Below are 18,887 nucleotides of genomic sequence, written 5' to 3'. Positions count from 1 at the left end.
TGTGGAGAACATGAGCGGCCAGGACTGGAAGGATGTGGACCTGACGCTGGTGTCGGGGCATCCGGTGGCGTTCCGGCAGGCGCTGTATCAATCCTACTACGTCGACCGCCCCTACGTGCCGGTCGACGTCATGGGGCGGCTGATGCCGCGCACGGATCAGGGCTCGGTGCCGGTTGCCGGCGCGCCGCCGCCGCCCCCACCGGCGCCAGCGCCCGCGATGGCGCCCCGCATGGAGATGGCCCCAGGCCGCGACAGCCGCGGGATGCCCAAGCAGGCCGCGGGCGCGTCGGCGCCGGCTGTGGTGGCGCCGCCGGTCGAGCAGGTTGCCGCCCAGGAGGCCCTGACCCAGGTCGTCTTCCGCTTCCCCAGCGCGGTCTCGGTCGCCAATGGCCGCACGCTGTCGGTGCCGATCATCAACGGCGAGGTGCCGGTGAAGCGCCAGGCGCTGTTCCAGCCCGAGACGCATCCGCGCCACCCGCTGGCCTCGGTGCGGCTGGAGAACAATGGCAGCACCGGCCTGCCGCCGGGCGTGATCACGCTCTACGAGCGCGATGCCGCCGGCATGGTGGCCTATGTCGGTGACGCCCGGTTGTCGGCGTTGCCGGCCGGTGAGAACCGGCTGCTGAGCTATGCCCTGGACCAGAAGGTGACCGTCGAGGCCGAGACAGGCACCACCGAGACGCTGCTCAAGGGCAGCATCGTGCAAGGCGTGCTGCGCTACGAGATGCTGCAGCGCCAGACGATGACCTATCGGGTGAAGGCACCGGCCAAGGAGGACCGCCAGCTGCTGGTCGAGACGCCCAGGCTCGACGGCTGGAAGCTGATGAAGGTCGAGGGCAAGGATGTCGGCCAGATCGAAGGCAAGTACCGCATTCCGTTCGACCTGAAGGGTGGCGAGTCGCACACGTTCGAGGTGATGCAGGAGCAGACCGTCGTCGAGGAGCTGGAGCTGCTCGACGGCGACGAGGACCGCATCGCCTACTTCGCCAAGGCCCGGCAGTTCGACCAGAAGACCCGCGATGCGCTGTCGCGGATCGTGCAGCTGCAGGGCGCGGTGAAGGCGGCGGAAAAGAAGGCGGAGCAGGGCGAGGCGCAGCGCACGCGCATCGCGCAGGAGCAGCAGCGCATCCGCGACAACCTCAAGAGCGTGCCGGCGAACTCCGACCTGCAGCGCCGCTACCTGGCGACGCTCGACCGGCAGGAGACCGAGCTGGAGACGCTGGCCAAGCAGCGGGCCGACGCCGAGAAGGCCGTCGACACCGCCCGCGCCGCCCTGGAAGCCTATATCCGCACGCTGGGTTGAAAGTGAGTCATGACGGTCATCCCGAGCGCAGCGAGGGATCTCCTGCGAAAGACGCATGGTGCGCCATTCGCGGGAGATCCCTCGCTGCGCTCGGGATGACAGGTGTGTCACCCAAATCCAGCATTGGCTCTTGTTCTTTTGGTGAGAATATACTATAAGCAACTGTCAGAGCTTGCGTTCCCGTCGCCGGGGCTAACGGGCGTTTTCGTGGGCCCCGTCGCAAGGGGCAAGGCCGCCGCCGGGTCGATATCGGGCGCTTCGTCCGCTCCACGACACGGGGCGCGCCGTCATCGCCTGCGCGACGGCGCAACGCTCCAGCATGCCTACGAGGCCCCGATGACCGACGCGATTTTCTGGGCATTCCTGGTCAATTCTGGAAACGGGAGGTTTGCACCCAAGCCTTTGGAATCAGGCCGAAAAAGAATTTCTGGTATTTCTGGCGGGGAGCTGGACTGCGCAATCGCATCTCGCCACTCCTTCCGATGCCCCCTAAGATCGCCGGCCACGGAGCAAGAAAAGGGCGCGGATTGAACGACATGACGACTGCCACCGCGCCAGTTCAGCTGTTGATCGCCGAAGGCATCGCGACCGTGACCCTGAACCGCCCGAAGGAGATGAATTCCTTCGACGGCGTCACCGCGCAGGCCATCCTCGAGACCGTCGCCCGGGTCGCCGGCGATGCCGCCGTGCGGGTGGTCGTGATCGCAGCCAACGGGCCCGCCTTCTCGGCGGGGGGCGACTTCAACTGGGTGCTGAGCTGGCCCGGCCTCAGCGCGGCCGAGCGGCAGCAGGGCGCCCAGGTCATGACCGAGGTGGTGCAGGCGATCTATGACCTGCCCAAGCCGACGATCGCGCGGGTGCAGGGTGCGGCGGTCGGCGGCGGCGTCGGCGTGATGCTGGCCTGCGACTATGCGGTCGCGGCCGAGACGGCCCGCTTCGGGCTGACGTCGGTGCGCAACGGCTTGCTGGCGGGCATCGCGATCCCGGCGCTGATCCAGGCCGTGGGGCCGCGCCGGGCACGGCAGCTGCTGATGCATGGCGGCCTCTTTCCCGCCGCCGAGGCGCTGGCCATGGGACTGGTCGACCGGGTCGTGCCGGCCGACCGCCTCGACGAGGCGGTCGCGGCCCTGGCCCGTGAGCTGACCTTGGGCGCGCCTGACGTGCAGGCTTTGGTCAAGCGCCTCGTGACGCGCATCGATGCGATGCCGACCGACGGTGCCGTGGTCGACCTGATCGCAGGCCACGTCGCTGCCCAATGCGTCACCGACGAAGCCCGCGAGGGCATGTCGGCCTTTCTCGCCAAGCGCAAGCCCCGGTGGGCGACGTGAGGCTTGCCGCCGTGCTGACAGCTGCATTGGCGGTGCCGGTCGTCGCCGGGGCACAGTCGACGCCGCCCAGCCCGGCGGTCGAGGAGTTCGACGAGAACATCAGCGCCATGACCTTCGCGGCCGGACAGCTGGTGATCCAGGCGCGCGTCTGCGGGGGCGACGAGAAGGTCGGGCACGAGGTGCGAAGGTTCGTCGCCACCCGGGCACGCCAGTGCGCCGCTGCGGACCCGCGGTTGAAGGAGGTTGTCGACCATATGGACAGCGCCTTCGACAGCATGCTCAGGAACGCCGATGCCACCATCGAGCGGCGCGGCAAGCAGGCCATCTGCGCGCTCTACCGCAGTCCTGACTTGCAGGTCGAGGTGGCGACGGCGCTGCAGATGGGCACGCAGCTCGCCACGGACGCCGGCCGCGAGCGCATCGGCCAGCTGCCATGCCCGGCCAAGGATTGAGAGCGTGTCATCCCCCGTCATTCCGAGCGCAGCGAGGGATCTCCTGCGACAGGAGACTCCATTCCGGGGAGATCCCTCGCTACGCTCGGGATGACGGACGAGCCGAACCACCACAAGGCAAGAGAGACGAGAGCGCATGTTCACCAAGATCCTCATCGCCAACCGGGGCGAGATTGCCTGCCGCGTGATCAAGACGGCGCGGCGCATGGGTGTGCGCACGGTGGCGGTCTATTCCGACGCCGACCACAGCGCCCGGCATGTCGCGATGGCCGATGAAGCGATCCATATCGGGCCGTCGGCGGCGCGCGAGAGCTACCTTGTCGCCGACAGGCTGATTGCGGCCGCCAAGGCGACGGGCGCCCAGGGCGTGCATCCCGGCTACGGCTTCCTGTCGGAGAATGCCGGTTTCGCCGATGCCTGCGCGGCGGCCGGCATTGTCTTCATCGGCCCGCCGGCATCGGCGATCCGCGCCATGGGCTCCAAGAGCGAGGCCAAGAAGCTGATGGAGGCGGCCAAGGTGCCGCTGGTGCCGGGCTACCATGGCGACGACCAGTCGCCCGAGCTGCTGGCGCATGAGGCGGCGCGCATCGGCTACCCGGTGCTGATCAAGGCCTCGGCCGGCGGCGGCGGCAAGGGCATGCGCGTGGTCGAGAGCGCCGCCAAGTTCGCCGAGGCGCTGGCCGGCGCCAAGCGCGAGGCCAAGGCCGCGTTCGCCGACGACCATGTGCTGGTCGAGAAGTACCTGACGCGACCGCGGCATATCGAGGTGCAGGTCTTCGGCGACACGCACGGCAACTGCCTCTACCTCTTCGAGCGCGACTGCTCGATCCAGCGCCGCCACCAGAAGGTGATCGAGGAGGCGCCGGCGCCGGGCATGACGGCCGAGCGCCGCAAGGCGATGGGCGAGGCGGCCGTCGCGGCGGCGCGCGCCATCGGCTATGTCGGGGCCGGCACCGTGGAGTTCATCGCCGACGAGTCGGGCGACTTCTACTTCATGGAGATGAACACCCGCCTGCAGGTCGAGCATCCCGTCACCGAGATGATCACCGGCCAGGATCTGGTGGAGTGGCAGCTGCGTGTGGCTTGCGGCGAGCCCATGCCGCTGACGCAAGACGCGCTGGCGATCGATGGTCACGCCTTCGAGGTCCGGCTCTATGCCGAGGATCCGTCGCGCAATTTCCTGCCGTCGGTGGGCACGCTGAAGCATCTGGCGCTGCCGCGCCGCGGCGCCGGCGTGCGGGTCGACACGGGCGTGCGCGCCGGCGATGCGGTGACGCCGTACTACGATCCGATGATCGCCAAGATCATCGTGCACGGCCGCGACCGCGACGCGGCGCTGCTGCGCCTGCAGCGGGCGCTGGCCGAGACCGAGGTGGTGGGGGTGCGCACCAACACCGCGCTGCTGGCGCGCATCGCGGCTCATCCGGCATTCGCCGCCGGCGAGGTCGATACCGGCTTCATCGAGCGCCACAAGGCGGTGGTGCTGCCCAAGGCCGAGCCGGCCGACGATCGCGTGGTGGCCCTGGCGACGCTGGCACGCCTGCTGGAGTGGCGTCGCGAGGCGGCCGACCGTGCCGCTGCGTCGGCCGAGCCGACATCGCCGTGGCACCGCGTCGACGGCTGGCGGCTCAACGGCGCCGGCCACGACGAGGTGCGCTGGAAGGATGCCGACCGCGACATCGCCGTGATGGCCTACTATCGGCGTGCGGCGGGCGCCAGCCCGTCAGCGGCGGTGGGTGCCATCGACTGCCGGCTGCAGGTCGGCGGCACCGCCCTCGACGCCAGCGCCGTGCTGGCGCGTGACGGCAGCTTCCGCGCCACCCTGGGCGAGGCCGTGGCATCGGCGCGCGTGGTGCGCCAGGTCGCCAATGACGGCGGCGTCGACTACGTCGTGTTCGCCGACGGCAGCGTCGGCGGCCGCGCGCTGCGGCTGGTCGACCCGCGCGACGTGTCCGCGGCCGATGCCGACAGCCTGCACGGCGGCGGCCTGAAGGCGCCGATGCCGGGCAAGATTATCGACGTGAAGGTGAAGGAGGGCGAGACGGTCTCACGCGGCCAGCCGGTGATCGTGCTGGAGGCGATGAAGATGGAGCACACCCTGGTGGCGCCGGCCGACGGCACCATCAAGCGCCTGCTCTACGGGCCGGGCGACCAGGTCCCCGACGGCGCCGACCTGGTCGAGTTCGAGGCGGACGAGTAAGGCTTCATGGTGAGCTTGTCGAACCATGAAGCGATGCACGGCCGCTTGTGCGAGGCCTTCATGGTTCGACAAGCTCACCATGAAGGCTAGTGGCTCTGTCGCGGAAGTGGCAGGCGGCGAGGTGGCCGGGCGCGACGGGCTCCAGCAGCGGCACGTCCGAGCGGCACTGGTCGGCGGCGAGCGGGCAGCGGGTGTGGAAATGGCAGCCCGGCGGCGGGGCCAGCGCGCTGGGGATCTCGCCCCGGGCTTTCTGGCCGGCGACGGCGCGGCGGCGGAAGGCATCGGGGATCGCGGCGATCAGCGCGCGCGTGTAGGGGTGGCGCGGATCCTCGAAGATCTCGCGCCAGCCGCCGCGCTCGACGATGCGGCCCAGATACATCACCGCGACGCGGTCGCTGACATGCTCGACCACGCCCAGGTCGTGCGAGATCATGACGTAGGACAGGCCCAGGTCGTCCTTCAGCTCCAGCAGCAGGTTGATGATCTGGGCCCTGATCGACACGTCGAGCGCCGACACCGGCTCGTCGCACAGCACCAGGCGTGGCCGCAGGATCAGCGCGCGGGCGATGCCGATGCGCTGGCGCTGGCCGCCCGAGAATTCGTGCGGGTAGCGGTCGGCCTGCTCGGGACGCAGCCCGACCTTGGCCATGATATCGGCGACGCGATGCTCGACCTCGGTCTTGTTGCCGATGCCGTGCAGGCGCAGCGGATCGGCCAGCGTGCGGCGCACGGTCTGGCGCGGGTTGAGCGAGGCGTAGGGATCCTGGAACACCATCTGCACCGTCCGCGCCAGGTGCATATGGTCGGCCTTCTTCGCGGCGCTGATCTCCTGGTCGGCGATGCGGATGCGGCCATGGGTTGGCGGGACCAGGCCCATGATGGTCATGGCCAGCGTGGACTTGCCGCAGCCCGATTCACCCACCAGCCCCAGGCACTCGCCCGGCGCGACGGTGAGCGCGATGCCGTCGACGGCTTTCAGCACGCGTCTGGGGCCGCGGAAGGTGCCGCCGATCGGGTAGTGCACGGCAAGGTTGTCGATCGCCAGCAGGGGCGTCTGATCGGCTTCAGCCATGATGGTGGCACCGGACGAGCCCGTCCTCGGGCAGCGGCGTGGGCGGCGGGTCGTTCGACTGGCAGATGTCGGTGGCGCGCTGGCAGCGCGGCCGGAAGCGGCAGCCGGCCGGGAAGGCGGTGATCGCCGGCACGACGCCGCTGATCTCCTGCAGCCGCTGGCGTCCATGGACGATACGTGCGCCCAGGCGCGGCAGGGAGGCGATCAGGCCACGCGTGTAGGGATGCTGCGGCCGCTCAAAGATCTCGTCGGCTGCCTGCTGCTCGACGATGCGGCCGGCATACATCACCGCCACGCGCCGGCACATGTTGGCGACCAGGCCCAGGTCGTGCGAGATCATCAGGATCGCCGTGCCCTTGGCGGCGCACAGCTCCTGCATCAGGTCGACGATCTCGGCCTGCACCGTGACGTCGAGCGCGGTGGTGGGCTCGTCGGCGATCAGCAGGTCGGGGCTGCAGGCGAGCGCGATGGCGATCATCACACGCTGGCGCATGCCGCCCGACAGCTGGTGCGGGAAATCCTTCACGCGGCGCTCGGGCGACGGCACGTGGACCTGGCGCAGCGCGTCGACGGTGCGGTCGGTGGCCTCGCTCCAGCCGGCGCCGGCGTGCAGCACGAACATCTCGGCGATCTGGCGGCCGACCGTCGAGAGCGGGTTGAGCGCCGTCATCGGCTCCTGGAAGATCATCGCGATGCGTTTGCCGCGCAGCTGCCGCAGCTTGGCCGGCGGCAGGTTGTGGATGTCGCCGCCGTCGAGCGTGATGCGCCCGCCGCCCAGCGACAGCGGCTGGCGCAGCAGGCCCATCACCGCCAGCGCCGTGATGCTCTTGCCGCAGCCCGACTCGCCCACCAGGCCCAGCGTCTCGCCCGAGGCGATGGCGAAGGAGACGTCCTCGACGGCCTTGTACGACTTGCCGCCCTGGCTCAGCGCGATGCTGAGGTTCTCGACCTCCAGCAGGGGCGCGCTCATGACGTGCGCTCGCGCGACTGCGGGTCGAGGATGTCGCGCAGCCCGTCGCCCAGCAGGTTCAGGCCCAGCACGGTGATGAAGATCGCCAGGCCCGGGAAGATCGACAGCCACGGCGCCGTCGTGATCTGCTCGCGCGCATCCGAGAGCATGCTGCCCCAGCTCGGATAGGGTGGACGGATGCCCAGCCCGAGGAACGACAGGGCCGCCTCGGCGAGGATCGAGCCGCCGGCGCCCAGGGTCGCGATCACGATCAGCGGCCCCAGGATGTTGGGCAGCAGCTGCGTGAACATGATGCGCAGGTCGCTGTAGCCCAGGATCTTCGCGGCCTGCACGTATCCCTGCGACTTCAGCGACAGCACCTGGGCGCGCGCCAGCCGGCAGGAGTACGACCAGCTGGTGAGGCCCAGAGCGATCAGCAGGCTGACCAGGCCCGGGCCGAGGATCGCCATGATGGCCAGCGCGAAGATCAGCGACGGGATCGCCAGCATCAGGTTGGTGAGCCCGCTCACCAGGTCGTCCCACCAGCCGCCCCAGTAGCCGGCGGTCAGGCCCAGGGAGACGCCGATGATGCTGTTGATGCATTGCGCGACCAGGCCGACGGTCAGCGAGATGCGGGCGCCATGCACGACGCGCGAGTAGATGTCGCGGCCCTGCGCGTCGGTGCCGAACGGGTACTCCCAGCCCGGCGGGAGCTCGGCGTTCATCAGGTTGGCGTCGAAGACGGGATCGTGCGTGGCGATCACCGGCGCCAGCACGCCGACGATGACCGCGGTCGCGAAGAAGGCGCCGCCGATATAGAGGTTGGCCCGGAACTTCATGACATCACGCGTAGCGGATGCGCGGATCGATCACGGCGTAGGCGAGATCGACCAGCGTGTTGATGACGAGGAAGAAGAGCACGATCACCAGGATGCAGCCCTGGACGGCAGGGATGTCGCGCTGGAACACCGAGTCGACCAGCAGCGATCCCAGGCCGGGCCACGAGAACAGCTTCTCGACCACCACCGCGGCGCCCATCAGAGAGCCGAACTGCAGGCCGATGGTGGTGATCACCAGCACCAGGGCGTTGCGCATCACATGCCAGGTCACGACCCGCGTCTCGGCCATGCCCTTGGAGCGGGCGGTGCGCACGAAGTCGGCGTTGAGCACGTCGAGCACGGCGGCGCGCGTGGTGCGCGCCAGCAGGGCCATGGGATTGAAGCCCAGCGCCAGCGCCGGCAGGATCAGGTAGCGCGGCCCGCCGTCGCCGTAGCCGAAGCTGGGCAGCCAGCCCAGCAGCAGGCCGAACAGGTACATCAGCATCAGGCCGAGCCAGAACTGCGGCAGCGACAGGCCCGATACGGCGCCCACCATCGACACCGAATCGACGATGCTGCCGGGCCGCAGCGCGGCGATGAACCCCAGCGGCACGCCGACCAGGATGGCGAAGCACATGGCGGCGATCGCCAGCTTCAGCGACGGCCACAGCCGGTCGCCGATCAGCTTGGTGACCGGCTCGCGGGTGCGGAAGGACTTGCCGAGATCGCCGACCAGGGTGTGGCCGACATAGCGGCCAAAGCGCTCGAGTATGGGGTCGTCCAGCCCCATCTCCTTGCGCATGCGCTCCATCACCTGGGGGTCGAGCATGCGACCATCCTCGGCGCCGGTCGACGTGAAGCTGCCGGGGATGACGCTGAAGAGCAGGAAGATGACGAGGATGACGGCGCCGACTGTCGGGATGATGTTCAACAGTCGGCGCAGGAGGACGGCCAGCATCGGGCGCGACCCGCTACGGCGGAACTACTTGGCCGGCGAGCGCTCGTCGACCCAGACATCCTCGACGTACTGGTGCGTCAGCTCCGTCGGGTTGGCCTGCAGCCCGTGGATCCACGGCTGATAGGCCATGACCGCCTTGTTGTAGTTGAAGAACCAGACCGGGGCAGCCTCGAAGATGAGGTTGTTGGCCTGGCGCAGCAGGTCATTGCGCTTGGCCTGATCGACGGCCTGGCCCGCCTCGTCGATCAGCTTGTCGAACGCCGGGTCGTTGAAGCCGGTGTAGTTGCAGGCCGTGCGCGGCGTCTTGGAGTAGAAGCACAGCAGGGTCGCCAGCGAATCCGGCCCGGTCAGGCTCGAGCCGATGAAGGCCTGGTGCTCACCCTTCATGGCGACCTCGGTCAGCACGGTGACCTCGACCATCTTAGGCTTCATCTTGATGCCGACCTTGGCCAGCATCGGGATCATCGCCTCGACGATCGGCAGGCCCCAGCTCTCGTTGGCGCTGGTGGTGATCTCGAACTCGAAGCCGTTGGGGTAGCCGGCCTCGGCCAGCAGCTTCTTCGCCTTCTCGGGATCGTACGGGTAGGGCTTGATCGACTTGTCGAAGGCCGGCGATGCCGACGGCAGCCAGCTGGTGGCGCGATAGGCCTTGTCCTTGACCAGCCGCTTGATGATCAGGTCGGTGTCGACGGCGTAGTTGATCGCCTGCCGCACGCGCTTGTCGCTGAACGGCTTGTACGCCGGGTTGAACTGCATCGAGCGGGTGAACATCTCGGCGACTTCGAGGATGCCCTTCGACAGCTCCGGATCGTTGCGATAGACGACGTACTGCGCCGGGCCCAGGATCGAGGTGTCGATCTCCTTGGAGCGGAACGCCAGGTCGCGGGCGGCCGCCTCGGGCATCATCAGCAGCACGAAGCGGTCAGCGTAAGGCTTGCCGGGCTTGTAGAACTTCTCCCAGCGCTCGGCCACGACGCGCGAGCCGGGGATATGCTCGACGAACTTGAACGGCCCCAGGCCGATCGGGTGGCTGTTGAGGCGGCTTTCCTCTTCCTTCGGCAGGATGGCGGTGGTGCCGTTGAACAGGTAGTAGCCCGGCTCGACCCGGTCGGCGAGCGTCATCTCCAGCGTGAAGTCGTCGATCTTGCGCAAGCCGCTGATCTCCTTGGTCTGACCCTTCTCGACCTCGGCGGCGCCCTTGATGATCCGGATGTAGCGCACGCCGGGAAATCCCCGGCTGCTGTCGAGGATACGGCTGTAGGACCAGATGATGTCGTCGGCCGTCATCTTGCGGCCGTTGTGGAAGTAGGCGTCGTCACGCAGCTTGTAGGTGTAGACGAGGCCGTCGGCAGAAACGCTGACCGACTTGGCCAGCTCCAACACGACCTTGCCCGCCGCCGAGTCCCAGCTGTAGAGCGAGCGGTTGAGCGCCTTGCCGACGATGTCGTCCTGGGCGCGCGGCGTGGTGTGGATGTCCAGGCTGTTGAGGCTGGCGGAATAGGGCGCCGAAAAGCGGATGGTGCCACCTTTTCGCGGCGTCTGCGCCTGGGCCTGTCCCAGCGCAAGGACCGCCAGCGCGGCCGCCATCCAAGCAAGCTTCCTCATCTTCTCCCTCCGAATGCGCCGTACGTGATGACAGCTTGCCGCGACGGTAGCTTGAAACCGAACGACAACGCAACCAGTGCAAGATGTGAGCCAATCTGTGCCCGGCACCTCACACGAAGGTCAGCAGGCGGCGCGGGTTGCGCACCAGGATGGCGTCGAGCTCGTCCTCGCTGTAGCCGCGGCGGCGCATCATGGGCACCACGTTGCGGAAGATGTGGCCATAGCCATGGCCGCCGAACACCGACAGCCGCGTGCGGTAGCAGATGTCATGGCTGATCACGACCCGTTCGAGGTGGCCATGGTCGATCAGCGCCCGGATCAGCTTCAGCCGGGTCGCGTCGTTGGGCATGTCGATGTCGGAGAGGCCGTAATAGGCGCTCTCCTGCCCGAACAGGTCGAACTCGAGCGTGATGCCGGTGTCGGCCAGCCGCAACAGGCGCTCGACGTCGAAGATGGTGCGGTCGATATGGCTGATCACGACGCGCTCGGTGGGCGCGCCGGCGGCCATGATGAAGTCGGCGACCTCCTGCGGCTGGTCCTCGTGACGGCCGGGATGGACGTTGAGCGCGGCGCCGGTCTCCTTCATGGCCAGCAGCGCTGCGCGCATCACCCGCTTCTCGAGATCGGTCCACGGCGCCTGGCAGCCGATCTCGCCGATCATGCCGGCGCGCACATCGGTGCCCCAGGCGCCGACCTGGACCTGGTCGATCATCTCGGCCGCGAGGTCGTGGACGGTGCGCGCGTGGTTGCGCGGCTCCTGGTAGTCGTTGACGTAGTGGCCGCAGCCCATCACCAGCTGCACGCCGGTGCCTTCGGAAATGCGCTTCAAGCCCGCCGGGTCGGGCGAGAGGCCGCCGCAGGTCAGCTCGACGACCGTGTCGCCACCATCCTGCTTCATGAGATCGAGCTCGCGGACCGCGATATCCTCGAGGTTCAGCAGGTACTTGCGGCCGGCACGCGCGATGCCGTGGCCGTAGTTCAGCTGCCAGACATTCTCCAGCGTGATCTCCGGGCCGAGATCGTTCTCGGTGCGCGTCGCGGGCGGGCGGATATCACACAGCACGTGCTCGTGCATCAGGGTGCGGCCCAGCCCCGCCGGATTGACCGGCCCGAGCACCGTCTGCGCCTTGCCGCGCAGGTCGTCGCGGGTGAGGCGGGTCATCTGGGACCGCGCGCGTCCACGCGCGCCTCGGTCTGCAGCGTCAACCGCCGGCAAAGTAGCCCTCCGCTGTCGCTGCGGGCGAGTGCGCGCGTGGACGCGCGCGGTCCGAAAAGAGACATCACAGGTCCCTCAGCACGCTGCGGTAGGCGCCGCAGTAGTCGTCCACGGCGGCGACGAGGCCGTCGTGATCGGACTGCGTGAGCGCCAGCGACAGGGCCATGAAGCCGCGGCGGGCGATGTAGTAGCCGCGCTGCAGCATGTTGAGATGGAACAGGGCGCGCGCCTCGACGGGCGTCTTCTGCGTGTCATGCGGCTGCGCCACCGGCGTCGACTGCCAGTGGACCACCACGATCGAGCCGACGCCGGTCGCCTGCAGCGGCACGCCGTGCTTGCGCCCGGTCTCGTTGAGGCGTGCGCGCAGCCGCTCGCCGTCATCGTAGAGCCGGTCGGCCGCTTCCGGCGTGAACACCTTGCTCAATCCGGCGACGCCGGCGGCCATGGTCAGCACGTTGTTGTTGAAGGTGCCGGCATGCGGCCAGGCGTCGGGCTGCGCAGGATCGTAGCGCCGCATCAGCGCATGCTTGCCGCCGAAGGCGCCGAAGGTCATGCCGCCGCCGAGATACTTGCCGAAGGTGGTCATGTCGGGCGTGATGCCCAGCTTCTTCTGCAGGCCGCCCGAGGACATGCGCGAGGTCATCACCTCGTCGAAGATCAGCACGATGCCGTGCCGCGTCGCTGCCTCGCGCAGCATCGCAAGGTAGTCGCGCGTGGCGGCGATGCCGCCGCCCGATCCGATCATCGGCTCGATCAGGATGGCGGCGAGCTTGTCGGCGTTGTCGCCGATCAGCGCGCGCGTGCCCTCGACGTCGTTGATCTTCGCCATCACCACAGGGAAGGGGGCGTTGATCGGGAAATCGGCGCCGTAGAAGTACGTCAGCACGCCGCCGTGGTAGGCGCCTTCCATCACCATGATATGGCTGCGGCCGGTATGGGCGCGGGCCGTCACCAGCGCCATCAGATTCGACTCGGTGCCGGAATTGGTGAAGCGCACGAGATCCAGCGACGGGAAGCGCTCGCACATCAGGCGCGCCAGCTCGACCTCGTCGCGGTTGGGGCCGCCGAACACGATGCCGCCCTTCGCCGCCTGCGCGATCGCCTCCATGATCACCGGATGCGAGTGGCCGTAGAGGCCGGCGGTGTACTCGCCGAGGAAGTCGACATAGCGATGGCCGTCGATATCGATCAGGGTCTGTGCCTGAGCCTGCGCGATCGCGACCGGGAACGGGCTGTAGTAGAGCACCGAGCGCGTGTTGCCGCCGGGCATCGACCGGGCTGCCGCGTCCTGCCGTGCCCGGCTCAGGGGATTGGCCGCGATGTAGCGCTCCTCGGTCTCGCGCAGGGCCTCCTGCAGCGACACGTTGATCCGCGCCTGGACGTTCATGGCTTCCTCCGTCTCCTATCGACCGTGGCTGTCATCCCGAGCGTAGCGAGGATCTCCTGTAAATGACGCATGGTGCGACTTCCGCGGGAGATCCCTCGCTGCGCTCGGGATGACGGACTACTTCACCGCGGCAACCTCCTCATCGCTCAGCCCGGCGGCGCGCAGCACCGCCTCGGTGTGCTCGCCCAGCTCGGCGGTGAAGCCGCGGGCGCGCGTGGTGGCCTGTGACAGGCGGAACGGCGGGTTGGGCACGCCGCAAAGTCCGCCCTTGTCGCGCACCATCTCCATGATGCCGCGGTGCTTGGCCTGCGGGTCGTCCAGCGCCTCCTTCACGGTGCGGTAGGGCGAGCACGGCACGCTGTGCTTCTCCAGGATCGGCACCAGCTCGGCGATCGGCACCGTGCCGGACCAGGACTCGAACGCGTCCATGAAGGCGCCCCAGTTCTTGCGCCGGTCAGCGTATTTCGCGAAGCGCGGGTCCTCGAGCCATTCGGGGTGGCCGGCAGCCTTGGCGAGGTCGACGAAGGTGCGCTCGCTGGCGGTGGCGATGATGATGTAGCCGTCCTTGGCCTTCACCGGCCCGTACATCGGCCGCGACGGCAGCTCCATCGGGAACTGCGCGCGCTGGAACTCTGACATCAGCAGGGCCAGCATGGCGTCGTACATGGCCAGGTCCACCATCTGGCCCAGGCCGGTGGCGCGCTTCTGCACCAGCGCCGTCATGATGCCGCCGAAAGCATAGGCGCCGGCCATGAAATCGGCCACGAAGATGCCGTTGAAGTCGGGCCGGTCGCGGTGGTCGAGCTGGTAGGTGAGGTGGGCGAGGTCGTAGCCGGTCGCCGCATGCACCACCGGGGCGTAGGCCGGCCGGTCGGCGCCGGGGCCGTCCTGGCCGTAGCCGGAGATGGCGCAGAAGATCAGGTCCGGCTTGATCGCCTTGAGCGTGTCGTAGTCGAGGCCCAGCCGGCGCATGACACCGGGGCGGTAGTTCTCCACCACGACGTCGGCGCCGGCCACCAGGCGCTTCACCGCGGCGATCGCCGCCGGCTTCTTGAGGTCGAGCGCGACGCTCTTCTTGCCGGCATTGAGGTGGGCGAACGTCGCGCTGGCGCCGTCGCGCAGCGGCGGACGGGTGCGCATCAGGTCACCCTCCGGCGCCTCGATCTTGATCACGTCGGCCCCCAGATCGGCCATCAACCGCGTGCAATGCGGCCCGGCGATGGTGGTGGTGAAATCGAGCACGCGAATACCGTCCAGAGCGTCCGTCATGTTCATCAGTGTCCCAGCAAGACGAGAACCACGCCGCCGACCACGAGCACGCTGCCGATCAGCTCGCCCAGGGTCGGCTTCTCGTGCAGCATGTATCGGCTGGCGATGAAGGTGAAGACCAGTTCGATCTGCCCCAGCGCGCGAATATAGGCGGCGCTCTGCAGGGCGAAGCCCATGGCCCAGCACGCCGAGCCCAGCACGCTCAGCACGCCGACCACCGACGAGGAGCGCCAGGTCACGGCGACCTTGACGATCTGCTGCGGCTCGCGCAGCAGCAGCCACGCGCCCATGATCAGCGTCTGCAGGGTGTTCATCACCGCCAGGGTGAAGATGGCCCGGATCATGAAGTCGCCGCTGGGCAGGTGGATCGCCCCTTGCCGGATCGACAGCGCCGCGACGCCGAACAGGCTGCCGGCGGCGATGCCCACCAGCGCCGCCTTGTGCATCCAGCCCAGCGCGATCTCGCGCAGGCTGCGCGTGTCGCCCCTGACCGACAGCACGATGACGCCGAACAGGCTGATCACGATGCCGATCCAGGCCAGCGCGCCCAGGGGCTCGCCCAGGATCAGCACCGAGACCAGCGCCAGCTGCACGGTCTCGCTCTTGGCGTAGGCGGTGCCGACGGCGAAGTTGCGCAGCTCGAAGGCGTAGATCAGCAGCGACGTGGCGATGATCTGGGCTACCCCGCCCAGGGTCGACCAGGCGACGAAGGTCCAGTCCCAGGCGGGCAGCGCGCGGCCGCCGACCGTGACCAGCAGCACCAGCATCAGGATCGAGACCGGCGCGCCGTAGAAGTAGCGCACGAAGTTGGCGCCGTTGGTGGTCAGCAGCGCCTTCAGCTTCTGCTGCAGCGCCGTGCGCGTGCACTGAAGGAAGGCCGCCACGACCGTGATCGGAATCCACAACTCCACGAGACGCCCCCAGGCGAGATGACTTGCACCTGTCGGTCCGCGCCCAGGGCGAGGTATGACCGCCGTGCCGGCAGGGCTGGACTGTACCCAGGCGTGACGGCAGAGTCATGCCGGTGGGGACGCAAGGGAGCCTTGCGGTCGATGTCGAGGGGCTGCGTCTATGTTCGAGGCGATCTTCGCCAGCGCCATCAAGGCGCTGCCGGTCTTCCTGCTGCATCTGGGGGTGACGCTGGCGATCCTGGTGCTGGGTGTCCTGGTCTACATGTGGGTCACGCCCCATCATGAGGCCCGCCTGATGCGCCAGGGCAATGTCGCGGCCGCGACCACGTTCGGCGCCGCCGTCCTGGGCCTGGCGCTGCCGCTGGCGATCTGCCTGGCGCGCAGCGTGAACGTCGCCGATATCGTGGTCTGGGGCATCGTGGCGCTGGTCGTGCAGCTCGCCACCTTCTTCGTCATGGAATTCGTCTTCAAGGACCTCGGGCGGCGCATCGAGAACGGCGACATGGCGGCGGCCGTGGCGCTGGGCTCCACCATGCTGGGCGTGGCGGCCATCAACGCCGCCGCGATCGCCGGCTGACGTCGCGGCAGGGATACGGCGGCGATGCGCGCCTTCCTGGTCTGGCTGGTCATCGTCGGCGTCCTGGCCGCGATCTACGCCGTCATCCCGCAGCACGTGCGAGAGCAGGGCCGCCGGCCGCTGCCGCCGGAGCTGACCAAGCCGCTGCCACCCGACTGGAAGCGGCCGGGGCCGCCCATGCCGTCGGCACCACCGGCTGTGACACCCGAGCGGCCCCTGCCGCCACCCGTTAGACGCAATCCGTCGGCGGAGACGCCTGCGCCGCCGCTGCGCGGCCAGGACTTCGTGCTGACCGTGAACAGCGACGGGCCGCGCGCCACCGACGGCCTGGGCACCGCCTTCGCGCTCGACCCGGCCGGCCTCTGGCTGACGGCGGCGCATGTCGTCGACGACTGCAAGGCCGTGTTCGTGCTGCACGGCCGCGACTGGCGTGCCGCCAGCGCCGTGCGCATGCATCCCAGCGCCGACGTGGCGCTGATCCGCGCCGCCACCACCGGGCCGGCTATTGCCCTGGCCGCGACCACGACGCCGGCCCTGGGGGCCGACGCCTATCACGTCGGCTATCCCCAATCGCGGCCGGCACAGGTGCATACGCGCTATATCGGCCGTGCCCGCATCGAGCGGCCGGAACGCGGCATGCCGCCCGAGCCCGGCCATGTCTGGGTCGAGGTCGCGCGGGCGCCCGAGTTCGCGGGCTCGCTGGGCGGGCTGAGCGGCGGTCCGGCCTTCGATAGCGCCGGCCGCGTGATCGGTGTCACGATCCTGGAGTCGCCACGCCGCGGCCGCGTCACCACGGCGCCGGTCGAGCGGATCCGCGACCTGCTGGCGCGAGGTGGGGTCGAGTCCCGGCCCGGGCCGGGTGTTCCCGGATTCACCCCGACCTCGTTCGGGGCGGAAGGCGACACCCTGCGGGCGGCCGGCACCGTGACGCACGTGTTCTGCTCGTGGAGGGGCAACACGGTGCCGCGGCGGCGCTAGCCCTCGCGGCAGGGACGACGCGTCGTCCCGAATTTCGCGCCGAAATCGGGGACAGGTGTGGCCGGACCGGCCTGCGCGATTTGCGCCAAGAGCGGGGAGTTTCTTCCTGCAGTCATGACAACGGCTTGGCGCCATGCCGCTGGGGCCGGCGGAGACGGCGCCATTGGCGCGAAGGCGGGCGCCCGAGCCGGCGGCGGCCTTTTCCACATAGAGCCGATGATGGAGCAAAAGTGTGCTTTGCTTCACATGCATACCGTTGGAGCATGCGTATCGATGAAGTCCAAGACGTTGACGACGGCTGAGCCTGTCGCTGGCCAGTGCCGCTGCGGCGCCGTGTGCCTGGAGATCGACTTTCCGGCGCGATGGGCGTGGCACGACCATACGCAGGCCAGCCGGCTGGCGCATGGCGCGGCCTACGCCACCTATGTCGGCAGCTGGCGCAAGCGCTTCCGGGTGACGGCGGGGGAAGCCGACATCACCCGCTACGAGGACGCCGCCACAGGCGCCACGCGCAGCTTCTGCCGGCGATGCGGCACGCCGCTGTTCTACGAGCGGGCGCGCTCGCCACACATGGTGAACATCCCGCGGGCGCTGTTCCAGACCCGCACCGGCCGCGAGCCGCTCTATCATATCGGCATCCAGGAGCTGCGCGACTGGGCCTACACAGGCGTGCCGCTGGTGCCGCTCAAGGGCTTTCCCGGCGTGGTGTGGGAACGCCCCGGGCGCCGCAAGCGCCTGCGCGAGCACGAGCCCATGTTCTGAGGGCCGGCGGGCCGCCGTGCGATGATCTGGAAACAGAATTCTGAAGAACATCGTACCGGGAATACCGGATATTATTTTGATACGTTCTTCAATGATTTGCAAGGCGATGTCTCGATACCGGAAAACAACCGGAAATACCGGAAACTTGTCTTGAAGCGCTGGCACGGTCGCATGAAGCGTCCGCCCGACGCGACCGATCAGGCATGGCATGCGCCGACCGGCGCCGCTCGCCTTGGGAGGCGCATCGCTTGTAGCTTCTGCAGGCCCGCCGGCCGCGACAGCTGTCAGGCCAACGCGCAAGAGATGGCTTGTGCCGTGGAGCCTCCATCTGGCTCATCGCCGCTTCCAATTGTGGTCTGGGAGATGTTCTTATATCATGATGATGAGTAAAATTCAAGTAATTTCAATAAGGTACAAATAGAGTCACGAACGGCGCATGCCGGCGTTTCGGCTCCGTGAAAGCGCATGGCGGGCTGTCCGACAAGCCGGAACGAAAACAGGCGACGCCCTGGGTGCGCTGCGCGAGCCGGCCCCCCCCAGCGCCGAAAGCACCTGCACATGCTCGTGTTCCGCCATCGCATTCACGCGTCCCGCGTGTCATCCCAAGCGAAGCGCTGAACTTTACCCATAAGCCTGGAAGGCGACGACGACACAGCCCCAGCCCGGGGCCTTGCAGGTGGCGGCGGTGGCGAAGCCCTCAGTCTCGATCAGCGGCTGGCCACTGTCGCCGCCGCGGCGCAGCGCGTCGGCCAGGGTGTCGGCATGCGCCCCGGGTGGAGGGCTGTTGTCATCTGTGGAAGCGCCGGGCTCCTTACGCAGCTTTCAGCACGCGCATCTCAACATGCAGGCCCGCGGTGGCCGCCATATTGACGAGAGCATCCAACCCGAACAGGTCGATCTTGCCACGCACCAGATCGGAGACACGCGGTTGCGTTACACCGAATACCTCGGCCGCCTGAGATTGGCTTAGGCGCTCGCGGGCAATGTGATCTTTCAGCGCAATTATCAGCACCGAACGCAGCTTCATGCTTTCAGCCATCGCCGGGGTATCTTCAAGAGCGTCCCACACGCTGTTGAACCGTTCATTGCTCATCGACCTGGC

17 protein-coding genes and 1 pseudogene are annotated in these 18,887 nt (G+C 68.4%); 8 read left to right on the top strand and 10 right to left on the bottom strand.

The annotated features are described in order from the left end of the window. The 4 genes and pseudogenes from FHP25_RS34705 to FHP25_RS34690 form a co-directional block, all read left to right on the top strand. Window positions 1-1,303, top strand: a pseudogene (locus FHP25_RS34705) (hypothetical protein); the annotation flags it as partial. A gap of 536 nt (window positions 1,304-1,839) precedes the next feature. Continuing rightward, window positions 1,840-2,631, top strand: a complete 792-nt coding sequence (locus FHP25_RS34700) for an enoyl-CoA hydratase-related protein (protein ID WP_178134012.1) — start codon at window positions 1,840-1,842, stop codon at window positions 2,629-2,631. Next, window positions 2,628-3,083 (top strand): hypothetical protein, encoded by a 456-nt coding sequence (locus FHP25_RS34695; protein ID WP_178134011.1) that lies wholly within the window; start codon window positions 2,628-2,630, stop codon window positions 3,081-3,083. Before FHP25_RS34700 ends, FHP25_RS34695 begins: the two co-directional genes overlap by 4 nt. Window positions 3,084-3,219: 136 nt before the next feature. Next, complete coding sequence (locus tag FHP25_RS34690) at window positions 3,220-5,283, top strand: acetyl/propionyl/methylcrotonyl-CoA carboxylase subunit alpha (protein WP_147851574.1); 2,064 nt, start codon at window positions 3,220-3,222, stop codon at window positions 5,281-5,283. A gap of 58 nt (window positions 5,284-5,341) precedes the next feature. Here the strand turns inward: FHP25_RS34690 and FHP25_RS34685 are convergent, their stop codons facing one another. The 9 genes from FHP25_RS34685 to FHP25_RS34645 all read right to left on the bottom strand — a co-directional run bounded on the left by FHP25_RS34685 (window position 5,342) and on the right by FHP25_RS34645 (window position 15,468). Beyond that, window positions 5,342-6,355 (bottom strand): ABC transporter ATP-binding protein, encoded by a 1,014-nt coding sequence (locus FHP25_RS34685; RefSeq protein ID WP_147851573.1) that lies wholly within the window; start codon window positions 6,353-6,355, stop codon window positions 5,342-5,344. Beyond that, entirely contained in the window at window positions 6,348-7,325 is a 978-nt protein-coding gene (locus FHP25_RS34680; RefSeq protein WP_147851572.1) for an ABC transporter ATP-binding protein, read from the bottom strand. The genes FHP25_RS34685 and FHP25_RS34680 overlap by 8 nt, the downstream gene beginning before the upstream one ends. Continuing rightward, window positions 7,322-8,143 (bottom strand): ABC transporter permease, encoded by an 822-nt coding sequence (locus FHP25_RS34675; protein ID WP_147851571.1) that lies wholly within the window; start codon window positions 8,141-8,143, stop codon window positions 7,322-7,324. The genes FHP25_RS34680 and FHP25_RS34675 overlap by 4 nt, the downstream gene beginning before the upstream one ends. 4 nt (window positions 8,144-8,147) lie before the next feature. Beyond that, entirely contained in the window at window positions 8,148-9,080 is a 933-nt protein-coding gene (locus FHP25_RS34670) for an ABC transporter permease (RefSeq protein ID WP_147851570.1), read from the bottom strand. 24 nt (window positions 9,081-9,104) lie between these two features. Further along, on the bottom strand, window positions 9,105-10,685 hold the full coding sequence (locus FHP25_RS34665; protein WP_178134010.1) for an ABC transporter substrate-binding protein: 1,581 nt from the start codon (window positions 10,683-10,685) through the stop codon (window positions 9,105-9,107). A 109-nt stretch (window positions 10,686-10,794) separates the two neighbouring features. Continuing rightward, window positions 10,795-11,847, bottom strand: a complete 1,053-nt coding sequence (locus FHP25_RS34660) for a phosphotriesterase family protein (protein WP_147851569.1) — start codon at window positions 11,845-11,847, stop codon at window positions 10,795-10,797. Between the two features lie 118 nt (window positions 11,848-11,965). After that, complete coding sequence (locus tag FHP25_RS34655) at window positions 11,966-13,288, bottom strand: aspartate aminotransferase family protein (protein WP_147851568.1); 1,323 nt, start codon at window positions 13,286-13,288, stop codon at window positions 11,966-11,968. 117 nt (window positions 13,289-13,405) lie between these two features. Then, complete coding sequence (locus tag FHP25_RS34650; protein ID WP_147851567.1) at window positions 13,406-14,557, bottom strand: CaiB/BaiF CoA transferase family protein; 1,152 nt, start codon at window positions 14,555-14,557, stop codon at window positions 13,406-13,408. A 5-nt stretch (window positions 14,558-14,562) separates the two neighbouring features. Beyond that, the gene (locus FHP25_RS34645) at window positions 14,563-15,468 is read right to left on the bottom strand and encodes an EamA family transporter (protein ID WP_147851566.1); all 906 of its coding nucleotides are present in this window, start codon (window positions 15,466-15,468) and stop codon (window positions 14,563-14,565) included. 160 nt (window positions 15,469-15,628) lie between these two features. Between FHP25_RS34645 and FHP25_RS34640 the strand changes: the two genes are divergently transcribed. The 4 genes from FHP25_RS34640 to FHP25_RS34625 all read left to right on the top strand — a co-directional run bounded on the left by FHP25_RS34640 (window position 15,629) and on the right by FHP25_RS34625 (window position 18,175). Beyond that, window positions 15,629-16,045, top strand: coding sequence for a DUF350 domain-containing protein (locus FHP25_RS34640; RefSeq protein WP_147851565.1), 417 nt, complete (start codon window positions 15,629-15,631; stop codon window positions 16,043-16,045). Window positions 16,046-16,069: 24 nt separating this feature from the next. Next, window positions 16,070-17,023 (top strand): S1 family peptidase, encoded by a 954-nt coding sequence (locus FHP25_RS34635; RefSeq protein ID WP_147851564.1) that lies wholly within the window; start codon window positions 16,070-16,072, stop codon window positions 17,021-17,023. 273 nt (window positions 17,024-17,296) lie between these two features. Next, window positions 17,297-17,785, top strand: coding sequence for a GFA family protein (locus FHP25_RS34630; protein ID WP_147851563.1), 489 nt, complete (start codon window positions 17,297-17,299; stop codon window positions 17,783-17,785). 21 nt (window positions 17,786-17,806) lie between these two features. Further along, window positions 17,807-18,175, top strand: coding sequence for a hypothetical protein (locus FHP25_RS34625; protein WP_147851562.1), 369 nt, complete (start codon window positions 17,807-17,809; stop codon window positions 18,173-18,175). Window positions 18,176-18,596: 421 nt separating this feature from the next. Here the strand turns inward: FHP25_RS34625 and FHP25_RS34620 are convergent, their stop codons facing one another. Next, a complete protein-coding gene (locus tag FHP25_RS34620; RefSeq protein WP_147851561.1) occupies window positions 18,597-18,878 on the bottom strand; it encodes a helix-turn-helix domain-containing protein in 282 nt (93 codons plus the stop codon). Between the last annotated feature and the right edge of the window lie 9 nt (window positions 18,879-18,887).

The sequence above is a fragment of the Vineibacter terrae genome (genome assembly GCF_008039615.1).
GTDB classification, from domain to species: Bacteria; Pseudomonadota; Alphaproteobacteria; order Reyranellales; family Reyranellaceae; genus Vineibacter; species Vineibacter terrae.
This window is presented reverse-complemented; position numbering and strand designations above follow the sequence as displayed.